The organism is Polynucleobacter sp. MWH-UH2A (assembly GCF_018687195.1).
Taxonomy (GTDB): domain Bacteria; phylum Pseudomonadota; class Gammaproteobacteria; order Burkholderiales; family Burkholderiaceae; genus Polynucleobacter.
This window is the reverse complement of the sequence record NZ_CP061321.1, coordinates 1,560,084-1,576,754: the sequence shown is the minus strand read 5'-3', so window position 1 is coordinate 1,576,754 and position 16,671 is coordinate 1,560,084. Positions and strand designations below refer to the sequence as shown.

Genomic DNA, 16,671 nt, shown 5'->3' with positions numbered 1-16,671 from the left:
CTCATGACAGTCCATTTTTCCACAACCTCCAGTACCAACAGCTTGACGCTACAGGCTCGAGATTTGACTTGTGTACGGGGTGAGCGGAAATTGTTTTCCGGCATCAGTTTTGACTTATCCGCCGGGAATGGTCTTCATGTCCGCGGTGAGAATGGTGTTGGTAAAACCAGTTTGTTACGTTTATTGACTGGCTTATCTAAGCCCGATGTAGGCCAGATTCTTTGGAATCAAGAATCCATTGCAAAACAGACGGATCGATACCATCGCGAACTATTGTTTTTGGGTCATCGCGATGCACTCAAGGAGGAGTTAACTGCCCTTGAGAATCTCCAAATCTACGCTGCACTTGATGACATTGCACTACCTGTTGAGAAAGCGTTAGCGGCCTTGTGGCGTTTTGGATTGCGTGGCCGTGAAAATCTGCCGGTCAATTGTTTATCAGCTGGGCAGAAACGTAGGGTGTTGATGGCGCGTATGCTAACGAGACAAGCTAGGTTGTGGATACTCGATGAGCCTTTCAATGCGTTGGATGTCAATGCAGTTGCGCAACTCGAAGAGTTAATGGCTGAACATTTAGCCTTGGGTGGCTTGTTGGTATTGACTAGTCATCAAGCGGTCAATATTCCTAATATGAGAGCGCTGGACTTATGAGCGCTCTATTTGCGGTGGTCCATCGTGACTTGTTATTGGTAGCGCGCCGTAAGAGCGAAGTGCTTACTGCTCTATTTTTCTTTGTAGTTGTTACTAGTCTCTTCCCGCTCGGCATCGGTGCAGATGCCGCACTCTTGCGCAAAGTGGCGCCAGGGGTAATTTGGGTTGCAGCGTTGTTATCCACTTTGCTGGGACTGCATCGCATGTTTGCTACAGATTACGCGGATGGTTCCCTTGAGCAAATGGTCTTATCGCCTCAATCGATGGTGATGATTGTTGCAGGGAAAATTTTGGCACATTGGATTGTTTGCGGCCTTCCGTTAGTGATCTTGGCTCCGATTATTGGAATTCAGTTTGATCTTGATAGAACCTCTTTGTATGTATTAATGGGAACGCTTTTATTGGGTACCCCAGTGTTATCTCTATTGGGATCAATTGGGGCGGCGCTGACCCTTGGCGTACGTGGCGGTAGTTTGCTTGTTAGCTTGCTCATTTTGCCGCTTTACACTCCAGTATTAATTTTTGGTGCTGGTGCAGTTTATGCCTATAGCGTTGGTCTAGATGCTTCAGGACATTTTTCCCTATTGGGCGCGATATTCATTTTGGCTTTAGCATTTGTACCTTGGGTCAGTGCTAGCGCTGTAAAGATTGCAATTGAATGACAGAGATCAATACCTTTTCGAATAACCGCTTGATTAATTGGTTTAAGTTATCAAGCCCAAGCACCTTTTATCCGGTTGCGGGTAAGCTCATTCCTCTTTTCTGGCTCTTAACAGCTCTGTTCGGGGCGATTGGTTTGTGGATTGGCTTTTTTGTTGCACCTGTGGATGCTGTACAAGGACAAGGCTACCGAATTATTTTTATTCATGTTCCCGCCTCATGGATGTCGATGTTTATTTATATCGTGATGGCGCTTTGGGCTGGAATGGGCCTCATCTTTAATACACGTTTGTCTGCGATGATGGCTCAAGCCTTGGCACCGGTTGGTGCTTGGATGGCGTTCTTGTCTTTATGGACTGGTGCATTTTGGGGTAAGCCAATGTGGGGTGCATGGTGGGTTTGGGATGCGCGCCTGACATCGGAATTGATTTTGCTATTTTTGTATTTGGGTTTTATTGCATTACAAGCCTCAATCGATAATCCACGTAGAGCAGATAAAGCAGGCGCAATCTTGGCATTAGTTGGTGTCGTAAATGTGCCGATTATTTATTTCTCAGTGAAATGGTGGAATACCTTGCATCAAGGTGCTTCAGTTTCATTAACAAAAGCCCCTGCAATGGCACAAACGATGTTGTGGGGAATGCTGATGATGGCACTCTGTTTTTGGATGTATTCGATTGCGGTCGGTTTGATGCGAGTGCGTGCGATTATTTTGGAGCGTGAATCCCATGCAGATTGGGTAAAGCAGCTAGATGAGGTAAAAGGCTAATGTGGAATAGTCCAGCAGAGTTTTTTGCGATGGGTGGTTACGCCCTATATGTATGGTGTAGCTTTGGAGTTTGCTTATTGGTGATGCTCGTCGAGCCAATCAGTATTCGCATTCGCAGAAAAGCCATTATTCAACGACTTCAGCAAGAGCATTTAGCAGAACAGTTTGACAAAGAGGGTCGCCAGTGAAGCCAAGACACAAACGCGCGCTCATTATTGTTGCTGCATTAGCGGTGATCGCAGTTGCTGCCCTACTTATTCTGAATGCGCTCAATAGCAATATTGCCCTTTATGTCACACCAAGTGAAGTCGCTGCTGGGAGAGCTCCACAGGGTCAAGCATTTCGAATTGGCGGTATGGTGAGAGATGGCTCTTTAAAGCGTGATGGTTTGACAGTGCATTTTGTGATCACCGATATGGTGAAAGATATTCCTGTGTCGTACACCGGCATTCTTCCTGATCTATTTAAAGAGGGTAAGGGCGCTGTTATACAAGGACGCTTGAATCCTAACGGCGAGTTTGTTGCAAGTGAAGTTCTGGCAAAGCATGATGAGAATTACATGCCCCCAGAAGCAAAGCATGCTTTAGAGCAGGCGCAGAAAAATGGAAGTCAGAAATGATTCCTGAGTTTGGGCATTACGCGCTGATCTTGGCGCTTTGTGTGGCGCTGATTCAAGGCATCTTGCCTTTACTGGGTGCACATTATGGGCGTCGTGAATTCCTGGTTCTGGCTCGACCAGCTGCACAAACAGCGTTTCTGTTGCTGGCAATTGCTTTTGGAACTCTGTCATGGAGTTTTTACGTCAACGACTTCTCCGTTCTTTATGTAGCAGAGCATTCCAATTCTCAGTTACCAGTTATTTATCGCTTGGGTGCAGTATGGGGTGGTCATGAAGGTTCGTTATTGCTGTGGATCTTCTTATTGAGCACTTGGACTATTTTGGTTGCCCAGCTTTCAAAAGCCTTAGATGAATTTATGGTTGCGAGAGTGATTGGTGTTTTGGGCTTGGTGAGCAGTGGCTTGTTGTTGTTTGTGCTGACAGCTTCAAACCCCTTCGAGCGTTTATTGCCTGCCGCCCAAGATGGACGTTCATTAAATCCTTTGTTGCAGGATCCTGGTTTGGTGTTTCATCCACCAATGTTGTACATGGGATATGTTGGTTTTTCTGTGGCCTTTGCTTTTGCCATCGCTTCTTTGCTCTCTGGAAGATTAGACGCGGCATGGGCTCGTTGGTCACGTCCTTGGACTACAGCAGCCTGGATATTTTTAACGCTGGGTATCGCGCTGGGATCTTGGTGGGCTTACTATGAACTTGGTTGGGGCGGTTGGTGGTTCTGGGATCCTGTAGAGAACGCTTCATTTATTCCATGGTTAGTGGGCACTGCTTTGCTGCACTCTTTAGCAGTAACAGAAAAGCGCGGGGGCTTTAAGAGTTGGACTGTACTTTTAGCTATTACTGCTTTCTCACTCTCCCTATTGGGAACATTCTTGGTGCGTTCTGGTGTGCTGACTTCTGTGCATGCTTTTGCGACAGATCCAAGACGTGGAATATTTATTCTGATATTCCTCTCTTTAGTAGTGGGCTCTTCTTTAACTCTGTATGCATGGCGTGCACCAAAAAATACCTTGGGTGGCAAATTTAGTCTGAGCTCTAGAGAGACCTTCATTTTGTTGGGCAATGTGTTCTTGGTAGTAGCGGCCGGATCTGTATTGCTTGGAACGCTTTATCCCTTGCTGATTGATGCGCTTCACCTAGGAAAAATATCGGTAGGGCCTCCATACTTCAATAGTGTTTTTGTACCCATCATGGTTCCACTCTTGGTATTGATGGGCTTGGGTCCCTGGACTAATTGGAAAAATACCGATTTGCTGTCAATCATTAAGCGTTTATGGGCTGCCGGTTTGGTTGCAGTCATCGCAGGTGTGGCGATTCCTTTGATCATGGGGCAATTCACCTGGCTGGCTGGTCTCGGTTTCTTATTGGCTTTTTGGATTATTGCTTCAGGCTCTTTGCAAGTTTTGCGACAGATCAAATTGGGCAAGCCAACGCGTTCCTTTATTGGTATGCAGCTGGCACATCTAGGAATAGCGATCTTTGTTATTGGCGTCACTATGGTGGGCGCATATCAAGAAGAAAAAGATGTACGCATGCTTGCTGGTGACACAGTGAGCGTTGGGGGTTATCAAATTCAACTGGAGGGTGTTGAGCTTGTCCCTGGACCGAACTATCAGGCAATGCGTGGCACATTCACCTTAAGCAAGAATGGATCAACTCAGGCCATTTTGTATCCTGAAAAGCGCAATTACTTCTCATCTACCATGCCAATGACCGAGGCTGCAATTGATATCGGCTTAACTCGTGATGTTTATGTATCCCTTGGTGAAGAATTGAGTGATAAAGCATGGGCTGTGCGCGTTTACTACAAGCCATTTGTGGACTGGATTTGGGGTGGCTGCTTATTGATGGCTTTGGGCGGAATCTTGGCGATGATGGATAAGCGTTACCGCATGAAATTGAAGAAGGTCTCGCCATGAAGGCTAAATTTTTAATACCATTGCTTTTATTTATTGTCTTGGTGATATTTTTAGGTATTGGCCTCAACCGCGATCCACGTGAGGTGCCTTCACCTCTCATTAATAAGCCAGCACCTGCTTTTGAGGTTGCGCAATTGGCTCAACCTAATAAAACGTTTTCGCCAGTCAGCATGAAGGGTCAGGTGTGGATTCTGAATGTGTGGGCATCTTGGTGCGTCGCTTGTCGTGAGGAGCATCCGGTATTGGTTGAGTTGGCAAAATCTGGGCAAGCACCTGTAATTGGCCTTGATTACAAAGATAAGCGTGAAGATGCTTTAGCGATGTTGCAACGTCAAGGTGATCCCTATGTGTTGTCAGCGTTTGATGCGAATGGCAGAGTGGGTATTGATTATGGGGTGTATGGCGTCCCTGAAACATACATCATTGATCAGGCGGGTGTTATCCGTTTCAAGCATATCGGTCCTGTCACGATGGAAGTATTAAATGAAAAAATGTATCCATTAATTCATGAGTTGAAAAAATCATGAAATCGTTTTTCTTGGTGATTGCTTCCATCTTCATTTTGCAGATGTCATATGCAAATGATGCCGTGCCACTGGCGGATGATCCAGTAACCGAGCAGCGCTTAATTAGCATATCTGAAGAAATGCGCTGTTTAGTTTGCCAAAATGAATCTTTGGCAGGATCACGTTCTGATCTAGCAAATGATCTTCGTAGAGAAATTCGTACGCTCATCAAACAAGGCAAGAGTGATGAGCAGATTCGCAGCTTTATGGTGGAGCGTTACGGTGATTTTGTGCTGTATCGTCCACCCGTCAAGCCAATTACTTGGCTTTTGTGGATCGGCCCGTTTGTAATTTTGCTGATTGGTATTGGTTTTTTATTTTCCTACTTACGCCGTCGCAATACTAATGTTGCCGCAAAAGAACTAAGCGCTGAAGAGAATCAAAAGGTTGATGATCTTCTTGATACGCTTTCTAAGGATGATCGGGTCTGACATTATGATTAGTTTTCTCATTCCCGCCTTGCTTCTGTTGGCAATAGTTCTAGCACTGTTGCTTAGACCATTCATCTTTAGTAAAGGTTCTGAAAGTACGTCGCGTCGTCAAATGAATGCCGCTATATACCAAGAAGAGCTAGAGAAGTTAGCAACAGAGCGAGCGGCCGGAAGAATTGATGCGCAAGAGTATGAAATGAGTCATGCTGAGATGCGTCAGCGTCTTTTCCAGGATGCAGAGGTTGAAGATGACAAGGCGGTAATGGGCTCCACCAAAAAAGTCATTATTGGTCTCAGTGTATTCATCGTTCTTTTATCTGTTGGTTTATATCTCATCCTAGGCGATGCATATCGAGTAGCACAAAGAAATGATCAAAAGCCCATGACTCAAGCGGGCGTCGAGCAAATGGTTGCTGATTTTGCACTCAAGATGGAGAAGGACCCAGGCAATCTGAAGGGGTGGGCCATGTTGGCACGCTCCTATCGCATCTTGGGGCGTAATCAAGATGCCGCAAAAGCATACGCTCGCGCGGGCAACTTCATTAACGATGATCCTGAGCTTTTGGCTGAATATGCAGATGTGTTAGTAGGTGTTGCTAATGGAAGTTTTGCGGGTAAGCCAACGCTACTTCTTCAACAGTCCCTTAAATTAGATCCTAATAATTTGTTAGCGCTATGGTTATCTGGCACTGCTGCCTATACCAATGGGAATTATTCTTCGGCAGCTCAAACTTGGGAGAAGCTTGCCAAATTGCTGCCTCCGGGATCAGATGAGGCACGCGCTATTGCTGGCTCTATTGAGGAAGCACGTTCGAAGGGTGGGATTGCTGCCACCCCTGCGGCAGCTGGAAAAACAATCAGCGGTCAAATTGAGTTGTCCGCTGAGCTCAAGCCCAAGGTAAGGCCTGGAGATATGTTGATGGTCATTGCAAGACAGCCGGGCGAGCGTATGCCGGTAGCTGTTCTAAAAGTACCTGTAAGTCAATTTCCATTTAGCTTTGTATTGGATGACTCATTGGCTATGAATCCGAATAAGCGCATTTCTGAGCTATCTGAGGTCAATATTGAAGTGCGAATTTCCAAGACTGGTATGGCAAAGGCTGAGCCAGGTGATTTGATGTCCGCAGTGCAAACTGTCAAGCTGGGTTCAGCTAAAGTACGTATATTAGTTAATCAGGTTTATCCGTAATTATTTAATCCCACTCTATGACAACTTATAAAAGATATCTATACAACCCTTTTGCGATTGCTGTGGGTTTCTGTGTGGTGCTGGTTGCTATTTTTACGGTGTTATGGATTTTGGTGCCGCCACCACCAAAAGTGATCGAGATGGCTACGGGATTTCCAACGGGTCTCTATTACCAATTTGGTGAACGCCTCAAAGAAGAGGTTGCTAAAGATGGCGTCAATCTAGAAGTAAAGGCAACAGGCGGAACGATTGATAACTTGGGTTTATTAAATGACCCAAACTCTGGTGTGAATTTCGCCATGGTGCAGGGTGGTGTTGCTGATGTCAGCAAATATCCCAATTTGGTTTCTATTGCCGGCATGTTCTACGAGCCCATCTGGGTCTGGTATCGCGAATCAGGATTTAAAAGTGAAGGCGGACGCTTACAGGTATTAGGTCAACTCAAAGGTAAACGAGTGGCCATCGGTAATGAGGGAAGCGGAACACTTGCCTTAAGCACGGCTTTACTGAAAATTAGCGGCATAAAAGAAAATGAAATCCACGGTGAAAAATTAAAGCCAGATCAAGCATTGGCAAAGCTCAGTAATGGTGAGTTGGATGCGGTATTCATCGTGGCCGCAGCTGAAGCTCCGATTTTGAAAAAATTCTATGAAGTTCCTGGCATTCGATTGATGAGCTTTGATCAAGCGGATGCCTATACACGTAACTTGCCTTACTTATCTAAGGTCAGTGTTCCTAGGGGTTTATTGAGTATTGAGCACGATGTTCCAAGGCAAGACATTCAGGTGATTGCGCCAACCGCCACTTTGGTGACACAAGATAAAGTCAGCCCGGCAATGATCTCGCTCATGCTGAGTGCCTCTTATGACATTTTGAAATCCTATTCTCGTTTGCAAAAACCAGGAGAGTTCCCTTCTGGTGTTGGCATGGATTTTCCCTTGCACGTCGATGCAGAAATCTATTTAAAAGATGGCCCATCATTTTTACATCGCCATCTGCCATTCTGGACTGCGGTTTGGGTAGGGCGCTTCGTCAAGATTGTGATCCCACTATTGGTTATTTTGATTCCACTCTTTACCTATATTCCTTCGGCAAAGAACTTTTTGCTGAGATTAAAGCTAGCTCAGGTATATGCGGAACTACGCGAGCTTGAGAGAAATGCATTTAATCCTGATCTGAAGGAGAAAAACTTTCGCGATCTAGAAACCATTGAGAAGCGTGTCAGCAATATCAAGGTATCGATGATGGACTCTAAAGAGTTGTATGACTTGAAGGGTCACGTTGGTGATGTGCGTGCACGATTAAAGCACCTGTATTCCTGAGTTCCCAAGCGAGAGCCTCAGGGGTATACGAGGCTCTCGTTAGTAGTTCATTAAAAAATAAAAAAGCTGGAGACAATGCAATGGATAAATTAATTTATAAGTTAGTCACTCTTGCGGGTGGAGCGTTTCTTTCTCTGTCGTTAGCTGCGCAACCTTATCCCAACAAGCCGATTTCTTTAGTGGTTCCACAAGCGGCAGGTGGAACAAATGACATTGTGGCGCGTTTAATTACGCCTGCATTTGGGGAGGCAATTGGCGGTTCTGTAGTGGTTGAGAATAGGCCTGGCGCTGGTGGAAACATTGGCACGCAAAGCGTTGCCCGTTCCGCTAAGGATGGTTACACCTTACTTCTAACGATTAATAGTGCCCAAGCGATTAATCCTGCTTTATATAAGAACCCGGGCTTTGATCCCATCAACGATTTTGTTCCCTTGTACTACATCGGTGCAACACCATATGTTCTAGTGTCGCCACCAGGCTCACCATACAAGACCCTGGCTGAGGTGATTGCTGCTGCTAAAAAGAAACCCGGTGAGCTGTCTTATGCCTCTGCTGGCAATGGAACTATTAGTCACCTCTTAGGCGCAATGCTTAATACGAGTGCTGGTGTTGATATGCAACATATTCCCTATAAGGGCGTAGCACCTGCAATTAATGATGTGCTCGGTGGCCAAGTTCCTTTGGCATTCGCTAGTTTGCCCTCCGCATTAAATTACATCAAAGCGGGCAAGCTACAAGCAATTGCAATTAGTTCGGCAAAGCGTTCTAGTGCAGCACCAGAGATTCCGACAATCGCAGAGACCTATCCAGATTGTGTTGGTGAGGTATGGGTTGCCCTATTTTCCCCAATCGGAACTTCACCAGATGTTGTTAAGAAAATTCAAATGGCAATGGATAAACTGATGGCCAAGCCGGATGTTCGGGAAAAATTGATTGCTCAAGGTTTGGATCTGAATCCCGTGCCGCCAGTGAAACTCTCTGGATTACTTAAAGATGAATTAGCTAAGTGGGCAAAAATAGTGAAGGCATCTGGCGCTCAGCTTGATTAAGCGCTTGCTTGCCCTACAATAAATCAATGACCGCCGCCATTCTTTCGCCTAGGCTGACTTCAGCCAAAGAACTTGCTCAAGCTTTGAGTCGGGATGGTTTTGTGGTCGCATCTCCAGAAACCGTAGCGGAAGTGAGTGGTGTGCCCTTAGTCAGCTTGCAAAATCTTTCTCAATATTGGGAAGGCTTGCCGCGCGATCCCTATTTAAAAGATGGAGGTCGCTATCGTTTTCGGCGGCATGCCAGCTTTGAAATTCAAAATCAACACTTGAATTTGGTTCCGCACCGTGCTCACTGGCAATCGCTCGACTACAACGCCTTGCATGGAGGAATAGAGCGTTGGTTTGAGCCTATTCTTCCGGCGGTCATTGGTGATGCTGCATGGCAAGGTGTATTGCTTGGTTTATCTAATCTCTTGAGTGGTTTAAAACCAGTCAAGACATGGTTTATAGAAGCGCATCAGTTCCGTATTGATACTGCCGATGGTATTGGGCGCCCAACACCCGAAGGCGCGCATCGTGATGGAGTGGATTTTGTTGCAGTATTTTTATTGAATCGCGTGGGTATCAAAGGTGGTGAAACCCGCATCTTTGATGCAAAAGGTTCTTCGGGGTTACGCTTTACCTTATCTCAGCCTTGGTCACTGCTGTTGATGAATGATGAGCGGATGATTCATGAATCTACGCCTATTCAACCGCTTGCCGACTACGGATATCGCGATACCTTAGTTCTCACATTTAGATCTAATGGTTTTCAGGATTCACCTAACCGCAATCAACAATAATTTCTAATAACGCCGTGTCGGATATCTATCGCGTCGCATGTGCCGCCGGGTTCTCAGGAGATCGCCTGGGGGTAGCCAAGCCCTTAGTTGACTCTTTGCTGAAAAGTGGTGGGCCTGCCTGCTTGATTTTTGAAAGCCTAGCCGAGAGAACGCTAGCACTTGCTCAATTGGAGCGTCGTCAGAATGATCATCTTGGCTATGAGCCCTTGCTTGAAGAGATGGTGGAGCCTATCTTGTTGGATTGTGTGCAAGCAGGTATTCCGATTGTGGGGAATTTTGGTGCTGCCAATCCGTTTGCTGCCGCTGCAGTTATTGCGCGCTTAGCAAAAGAGAAAAATCTACCAAAATTGAAGATTGCCGTTGTCACGGGTGATGACATTTCTGGGTCTGAGTATCAAGCCACTATTAATGCACATCTTACAAAGTCAGATAAGGGTCTATTGGAGCGTAGTCAGCTCGTCAGTGCGAATGTATATCTTGGCGCTAAAGAAATTGCCAACGCAATAAGCTCTGGTGCTCAAGTTGTAGTGACCGGTAGGGTTGCTGATCCCGCTCTTACCGTCGGCCCATTAATGGCCCACTTTAAAAGGCGCTGGGATGATTGGAATTTTTTAGCTAGCGCTACTATGGCTGGGCATTTGCTGGAGTGTGGAGCACAAGTCACTGGTGGGTACTTTGCAGACCCGGGATATAAAGAGGTTCCCAATTTAAGTCAGGTAGGTTTCCCTATTATCGAGTTTGATGCGCAAGGAAATATTTGCGTTACCAAGCCAGAGGGTACAGGCGGTGTTGTTAATCGTTTAACTGTCACGGAGCAATTGCTATATGAGCTGCATGATCCTGCCGCTTATTTGACTCCAGATGTAGTGGCGGACATTACTCAGGCTACGATTCATGATTGTGGGGATAACCGAGTCGAGTTAATAGGTGTTAAGGGGCATCCTAGACCCGATTCTCTGAAGGCGAATATTTGCATCGATGGTGGTTGGTTGGCTGAAGCAGAGATTTCTTATGCAGGTCACCATGCTCTTGAGCGCGCTCAGCTAGCGGCGAAAATTATTCGCGATCGCATTGGCAAAGAGTTAACTCTTAGAGTTGATTTTATTGGATCATCCAGCGTCTTCGTGAGTGATGCTGGAGAGGGTCCCGTAATTAAGCCTTCACAATCCTTTGAAGATATTCGTTTGCGCGTTGCAGCAGCTCATCAAGATCGAGGGTTGGCAATAAAAGTATGTCGTGAAGTGACTGCTTTATATACATGTGGTCCTGCTGGGGGTGGGGGCGTGAGAACCAGTCTAAAGCCCAGATTGAATACTCTAGTCGCCCTGATTCCTCGGGATGAAATAAAACCTTCCTATTCCTTTTATGGAGCGGGAAAGTGAAAGTGAAAAATCATTTAGCACCTCTTCATTACATTGCCCATGCACGTACAGGTGATAAGGGTTCTCGCTCTAATATTAGTGTGATTGCGTATCGGAAAGAGGATTTTTTGATCTTGCAAAGAGAATTAACGGAAGAAAAAGTTAAGGCTCATTTTGAGTTTCGTAATCCCAGTGCCGTGAAGCGCTATGAGCTACCGAACTTACAAGCGCTCAACTTTGTTATTGACGACCTATTGGATGGTGGCGTCAATCTTTCATTAAATCTGGACTCTCATGGCAAGAGCCTTTCTTATTGGCTCTTATCCATGGAGATTGATATCAGCTAAAGTGACTTATTCCGCTTCCATTCCAGCAGCTTTAATTGCTTGTGCCCACTTTGCAGTTTCTAGCTTAATTTTTTGACCAAGCGCTTCAGGGCTTCCAGGTTGTGTTTCAAAGCCCAGGGAAGCAAAGCGTTCTGTTAGCTCTTTAGATTTAGCGGCATCGTTAATTGCCTTATTAAGTTTCATTACCGCATCCTTAGGCATCCCAGCAGGACCAAAGGCTGCAAAGAACGCAATCAATTCATAGTTCTTAATACCTAACGCCTCATTGACAGTTGGTAATTCGGGAATAGCTGGTGAGCGTTTCATTGAGGTCACTGCTAGACCTCGAATTTTTCCTGCTTGAACTTGTGGCAAGGTCACTGCAAAGTCTGCCGTGAACATATTGACTTGACCGCCAATGAGATCAGTCATTGCATTGGGGCCGCTCTTATAAGAAACGCCAGTCATCTTGATCCCGGCATCGCTAGCTAATATTTCAGAGGAGACGCGTTGAGATGTGCTGGCATAAGCAAAAGTCATTTTTCCAGGATTGGCTTTCGCAAGGGAAACAAAACCATTAAGCGATTTAGCTGGCACATCATTATTGATGGCAACAATTAATGGTACTGAGCCAAAGTAACCAATTGGAGTAAATGCTGTATCTTGGTTATAAGGTAAGTTCTTGACTAAACTTTTTAACGCAGCGTTGGTGCTATTGGTTCCAAAGAGCAGGGTGTAGCCATCAGCGGGAGATTTTGCAACGACATCAGCGCCGATCATTCCATTTGCCCCGGGTCGATTTTCAACAACTACTGGTTGTCCAAGGGATTCAGCCATCTTTGCGGCGAAAGCGCGACCAATTTGATCAGTGGCACTGCCTGGTGCAAAGGGAACAATCGCCTTGATGGGTTTAGAGGGATAATTATCTGCAAATGCGAATTGACTGCTGAGTGCAAGCATTGCGCTAGCAAGGTAGCCTAGGAAAATTGCACGTTTCATATTGTCTCCATTCTGTTTTTTATTAGTGTAGCGGGTCTCGATCCTCTAGGCGAGTAGAATTGGGTTGACCTTTTTATCGGCACCTTATGCGCTTTCGATCAGTTGGCTACACCCCCTTTATGCTTATGGCGCAAACCTGCGCTTTATTGGGTTTCGCGTGTTATGCCGTTGTGCTCGCTCCTTTGCAGGAAGAGTGGCATTTAACTAACCTTCAGTCCGGTTTAATTGCAAGCGCGTTTTTCTTTGGCTATATGTTGGCTGTACCTCTAGCGACAGCCCTTACCGATCGAGTGGATGCTCGTAAGGTGTATTTAGTAGGAGGTCTCTCTGCCACCTCAGGTTTATTGGGCATGAGCCTCTTGGCCCACAACTTTTGGACGGCACTGTTATTTATGTCCATCAATGGCGCTGGTCTTGCTGGAACCTATATGCCGGGACTCAAAATATTGTCTGATCGTATTCAGTCTGGGGAGTTAACTAGGCATATTGCTTTTTACACAGCGTTCTTTGGTATTGGCACCGGTTTTTCTTATTTATGTTCCGGATGGATTTTGAGTGCTCTGGGTTGGCATTATGTATTTGGCATTATTGCGCTAGGACCGTTTACAGCATTTTTGATTGTGCTCTTTTGTATTCCGCCGTTAGCACATGAAAAGTGGAAGGGTCCGATTCGAATTCGCTTGCATGACATATTTCCAGTGGATAAATGGAAGTTAGTCTTGATGGATAAAAAGGCATCAGGATTCATTTTTGGTTATACCGCGCACTCTTTAGAGCTGTTTGCTTCTAGAAGTTGGATTGTGGCGTTCTTTGCATTTTGTGCCGTTGCTTCGGGGGAAAGCTTCTTTTTAACCGCCACCACATTGGCTGGAGTGATTAATTTCTTTGGCGTACCTTCATCAATTCTTGGCAATGAAATAGCCTTACGAGTCGGACGGCAAAAGTGGGTTTGTATTGTGATGCTGACCAGTGCGGTTATGGGAATTGCTTTAGCCTCATCTACTGGCCACTCGTGGTGGTTGGTTGTTGCCTTAGCAATTGGCCACGCTATTTTCATCATGGCGGATTCTTCAACATTAACTGCAGGTTTAGTGATCAGCGCTCAAGAAAATATTAAAGGTGCTGCGATGGGCTTACATTCCTTGATGGGATTTGGCGGTGGATTAATGGGGCCCGCTATTTTCGGTTTTGTATTGGATGTTGCTGGATCGCGTGCATCCTCCACGGCTTGGATATGGGCTTATGCGGCTGTCGTGATTTGGGGCGTTCTGTTTGTAATTTATGAACGTCGCAATGGTTGGGTTGACAAAACCACTGCATGATTAACCAAGTATGAGTAGCAGCCCTTCATTTACGTGTTACCACTGCTCAAGCGGCATTCTGCCCAATGAGCTGATAGAGGCCGAGTTAGCGGGTGTACAGCGGCAATTTTGTTGTGCAGGTTGCATGGCGATTGCCCAAACGATTCATGGTGAAGGTCTTGAAGTTTTTTATACGCGACGCGCACAATCTGGCGAAAAGCCTGCTGCCTATCTTACTGGTAATGAGGTTCCAGAAAATCTGAAGCCTTACGATGATCCCTCATTGTGTTCGCGCTTTACTCGCCTAGATGACAATACAGGCGATTTACAAACAACCTTACGCTTAGAAAAAATTCGTTGTGCTGCATGTGTATGGTTGTGTGAGCAACACCTCCGAAGAATTTCTGGTGTGAAGGAAGTGCAAATTAACTACGTAACGCAGAAAGTCATTGTGCGTTTCTCACCAGAGAAGACTAGTCTTGCGCGCCTATTATTTGAAATTGAGCGCATTGGCTATGAGGCTTGGCCATTTGAACCATCGCTCTCAGCGGAAAGATCAAAGAAGGAGCGCCGTCAATTATTAACAAGGCTTGGCGTGGCGATGTTAGGAATGATGCAGGTCATGATGTATGCATGGCCAAGTTATGTGGGCGCGGATATTACGCCTGAGTTTGAGGTGTTATTGGGTTGGACGAGTTGGGCCTTGACCGTTCCCGTGATGGTGTATTCAGCGGGTCCTATTTTTCAGGCTGCTTGGCGCAGCGTCCGGACATTTCAGAAAACACATCTGTTGGGTATGGATGTGCCAATTGCCCTGGCACTATTTCTGGCATTTACCGCTGGCACGATTAATCTCATTAAAGGATCAGGGCAGAGTTATTTTGATTCCATCACGATGTTTGTCGCATTTATTTTGGCTGCGCGTTATGTGGAGTTATTAGCCAGACAAGATGCACAAGGTGGTGCAGAAGCATTAGCAAAACAACTTCCTGCAACCTGTGAGCGATTAAGCAATTACCCAGAGTCAAGGGCAACCTCGGTAGTGCCTGTAGTCAATTGCGTTACGGGTGATTACTTACGAGTATCACCAGGCGAAGTACTTCCTGCCGATGGTGTTTTGCTTGAAAACCCAAGCTCCTTAGATGAATCTTTGCTTACTGGGGAGTCCAAACCTGTTGAGAAACAAGTTGGCGATCGCGTCTATGCCGGAACCCACAATATTCTGAATCCCCTAATTATGCGAATTGATGCCATTGGACAGTCAACTCGCATTGCCGGTATTGCTTCCTTGCTAGACCAAGCGCTACTTGCCAAACCTGTCATGGTTAGTCTTGCAGAAAAATGGACAGCTTATTTTGTCGGATTTCTCTTGCTGAGCGCATTTGTATCTGCAGCTATTTGGCTGTACTTTGATCCGAGCCAAGCATGGACAGTATTGGTATCCGTTTTGGTAGCAAGTTGTCCGTGCGCACTCTCGCTAGCAGTTCCAACGGCGCTTGCAGCAGCACAGGGTGCTGTTACAAAATTGGGCTTGTTGATTGTGCGTGGTCACGTTCTTGAAGGTTTATCGAAAGCAAGTGATTTAGTTTTAGATAAAACTGGCACGCTGACTATGGGTCAGCCTGAGCTGAAAAAAATTGCGCTCCTGCGATCTGGGTTTTCTAGACAAGATGCATTAGCGATTGCAGCGGCGCTAGAAGTTGGTCAAAAGCATCCGTTGGCCCTATCAATATTGCGCGCTGTTGAGCTAGAAAATATTATCCCCGTAGCTCTATCTGAACCGGTGAATAATTTACTAGGGAAGGGTCTCAGCTCTGGCCCATATCGACTGGGAAGCGCCCATTGGCTAGGCCTGCAGCAGAATTTAATGGATTCTGCTGAGGGGCAATATGGTCAAGTCCATTTAGCAGATGAGCAAGGTTTAATCGCAAGCTTTGTTTTCTTGGACACGCCGCGACCAGGCCTAGAAAAGCTATTGCAAGCAGTAAAGAGAAAGCATATTCGACTGCACTTGGTGTCTGGTGATAATGCCCAAACAGTAGCTTGGTGGGCAAAAGAAGTAGGCATCGAACACTATCGTGGTGCTTGCACACCTGAAGATAAGTTTGATTACATTGAGCAATTGCAAAAAGAAGGGTGTTTTGTTTGGGCTATTGGAGATGGTGTAAATGATGCGCCATTGCTGGCGCGCGCCGATGTCTCTATTGCGGTAGGTGCAGGCGCACCACTTGCTGCTGCTGGCGCAGATGCAATTTTGATTTCAAGCTCCTTAGAGCCTCTAGCAAATGCAGTTGCTCTAGCTGATAAGACTCAAGCCATCATTAAGCAAAATTTGTTGTGGGCATTGGTATACAACGTCTTAGTAATACCAGCGGCAATGTTGGGTCTGGTAAATCCTTGGGTAGCGGGAATAGGGATGTCTCTCTCTTCTTTGGCGGTCACATTAAATGCTTGGCGCTTAAGAAAGGCATAGACTGTTGGGATGGAAAGCCTTTTTATTCTGATTCCTCTATCTCTTCTTTTGGTGGCTTTATTGGCTTGGATCTTGCACTGGTCCGTAAAAAGTGGGCAGTTCGATGATTTAAGTGGTCCAGGTGAGTCCATTTTGATGGATGATGACGCTCCAAAGCCACAAAAAGTTAGCGAACACTCTCAAAAATAGTCATTTAAAACAATAAGTTATATGGTTCAGGCTTGCTCTCCTTAACGAATCCTGATTTTGCCCCACCC

General features: G+C 45.9%; 18 protein-coding genes. 17 read left to right on the top strand and 1 reads right to left on the bottom strand.

The genetic code is table 11. The annotated features are described in order from the left end of the window. Positions 1-3 precede the first annotated feature (3 nt). From ccmA to IC571_RS08135, 14 genes are all read left to right on the top strand, one after another. Positions 4-651, top strand: a complete 648-nt coding sequence (gene ccmA, locus IC571_RS08200) for a cytochrome c biogenesis heme-transporting ATPase CcmA (protein ID WP_215315872.1) — start codon at positions 4-6, stop codon at positions 649-651. Then, entirely contained in the window at positions 648-1,313 is a 666-nt protein-coding gene (ccmB, locus tag IC571_RS08195) for a heme exporter protein CcmB (protein WP_215315871.1), read from the top strand. The genes ccmA and ccmB overlap by 4 nt, the downstream gene beginning before the upstream one ends. After that, entirely contained in the window at positions 1,310-2,080 is a 771-nt protein-coding gene (gene ccmC / locus IC571_RS08190) for a heme ABC transporter permease CcmC (protein ID WP_215315869.1), read from the top strand. The genes ccmB and ccmC overlap by 4 nt, the downstream gene beginning before the upstream one ends. Then, positions 2,080-2,268 carry a heme exporter protein CcmD gene (gene ccmD / locus IC571_RS08185; protein WP_215315867.1) on the top strand — a complete coding sequence of 63 codons (189 nt, stop codon included), beginning with the start codon at positions 2,080-2,082 and terminating at the stop codon, positions 2,266-2,268. The genes ccmC and ccmD overlap by 1 nt, the downstream gene beginning before the upstream one ends. Further along, positions 2,265-2,699, top strand: a complete 435-nt coding sequence (gene ccmE, locus IC571_RS08180; RefSeq protein WP_215315865.1) for a cytochrome c maturation protein CcmE — start codon at positions 2,265-2,267, stop codon at positions 2,697-2,699. Before ccmD ends, ccmE begins: the two co-directional genes overlap by 4 nt. After that, positions 2,696-4,615 (top strand): heme lyase CcmF/NrfE family subunit, encoded by a 1,920-nt coding sequence (locus IC571_RS08175; RefSeq protein WP_215315863.1) that lies wholly within the window; start codon positions 2,696-2,698, stop codon positions 4,613-4,615. Before ccmE ends, IC571_RS08175 begins: the two co-directional genes overlap by 4 nt. Further along, positions 4,612-5,142, top strand: a complete 531-nt coding sequence (locus tag IC571_RS08170; protein WP_215315861.1) for a DsbE family thiol:disulfide interchange protein — start codon at positions 4,612-4,614, stop codon at positions 5,140-5,142. Before IC571_RS08175 ends, IC571_RS08170 begins: the two co-directional genes overlap by 4 nt. After that, entirely contained in the window at positions 5,139-5,612 is a 474-nt protein-coding gene (locus tag IC571_RS08165) for a cytochrome c-type biogenesis protein (protein ID WP_215315859.1), read from the top strand. Before IC571_RS08170 ends, IC571_RS08165 begins: the two co-directional genes overlap by 4 nt. Before the next feature lie 4 nt (positions 5,613-5,616). Further along, on the top strand, positions 5,617-6,801 hold the full coding sequence (ccmI, locus tag IC571_RS08160) for a c-type cytochrome biogenesis protein CcmI (RefSeq protein ID WP_215315857.1): 1,185 nt from the start codon (positions 5,617-5,619) through the stop codon (positions 6,799-6,801). Positions 6,802-6,818: 17 nt separating this feature from the next. After that, complete coding sequence (locus IC571_RS08155) at positions 6,819-8,123, top strand: TAXI family TRAP transporter solute-binding subunit (RefSeq protein ID WP_215315855.1); 1,305 nt, start codon at positions 6,819-6,821, stop codon at positions 8,121-8,123. Positions 8,124-8,203: 80 nt separating this feature from the next. Continuing rightward, entirely contained in the window at positions 8,204-9,172 is a 969-nt protein-coding gene (locus IC571_RS08150) for a tripartite tricarboxylate transporter substrate binding protein (protein ID WP_215315853.1), read from the top strand. Positions 9,173-9,198: 26 nt separating this feature from the next. After that, a complete protein-coding gene (locus IC571_RS08145) occupies positions 9,199-9,954 on the top strand; it encodes a 2OG-Fe dioxygenase family protein (protein WP_215315852.1) in 756 nt (251 codons plus the stop codon). 14 nt (positions 9,955-9,968) lie between these two features. After that, positions 9,969-11,336 (top strand): acyclic terpene utilization AtuA family protein, encoded by a 1,368-nt coding sequence (locus IC571_RS08140; protein WP_215315850.1) that lies wholly within the window; start codon positions 9,969-9,971, stop codon positions 11,334-11,336. Continuing rightward, a complete protein-coding gene (locus IC571_RS08135; protein WP_215315848.1) occupies positions 11,333-11,662 on the top strand; it encodes a hypothetical protein in 330 nt (109 codons plus the stop codon). Before IC571_RS08140 ends, IC571_RS08135 begins: the two co-directional genes overlap by 4 nt. 6 nt (positions 11,663-11,668) lie before the next feature. On the opposite strand, the gene IC571_RS08130 is transcribed toward IC571_RS08135, so the two are convergent. Continuing rightward, positions 11,669-12,640 (bottom strand): tripartite tricarboxylate transporter substrate binding protein, encoded by a 972-nt coding sequence (locus IC571_RS08130; protein WP_215315847.1) that lies wholly within the window; start codon positions 12,638-12,640, stop codon positions 11,669-11,671. A gap of 86 nt (positions 12,641-12,726) precedes the next feature. On the opposite strand from IC571_RS08130, the gene IC571_RS08125 reads away from it, so the two are divergent. From IC571_RS08125 to ccoS, 3 genes are read left to right on the top strand one after another with little or no spacing between them, the layout of a single operon-like run. Next, complete coding sequence (locus IC571_RS08125; RefSeq protein ID WP_215315846.1) at positions 12,727-13,962, top strand: MFS transporter; 1,236 nt, start codon at positions 12,727-12,729, stop codon at positions 13,960-13,962. Positions 13,963-13,972: 10 nt separating this feature from the next. Continuing rightward, positions 13,973-16,414, top strand: coding sequence for a heavy metal translocating P-type ATPase (locus tag IC571_RS08120; protein WP_215315845.1), 2,442 nt, complete (start codon positions 13,973-13,975; stop codon positions 16,412-16,414). A 9-nt stretch (positions 16,415-16,423) separates the two neighbouring features. Beyond that, positions 16,424-16,603 carry a cbb3-type cytochrome oxidase assembly protein CcoS gene (ccoS, locus tag IC571_RS08115; protein ID WP_215315844.1) on the top strand — a complete coding sequence of 60 codons (180 nt, stop codon included), beginning with the start codon at positions 16,424-16,426 and terminating at the stop codon, positions 16,601-16,603. The last annotated feature ends 68 nt before the right edge of the window (positions 16,604-16,671 follow it).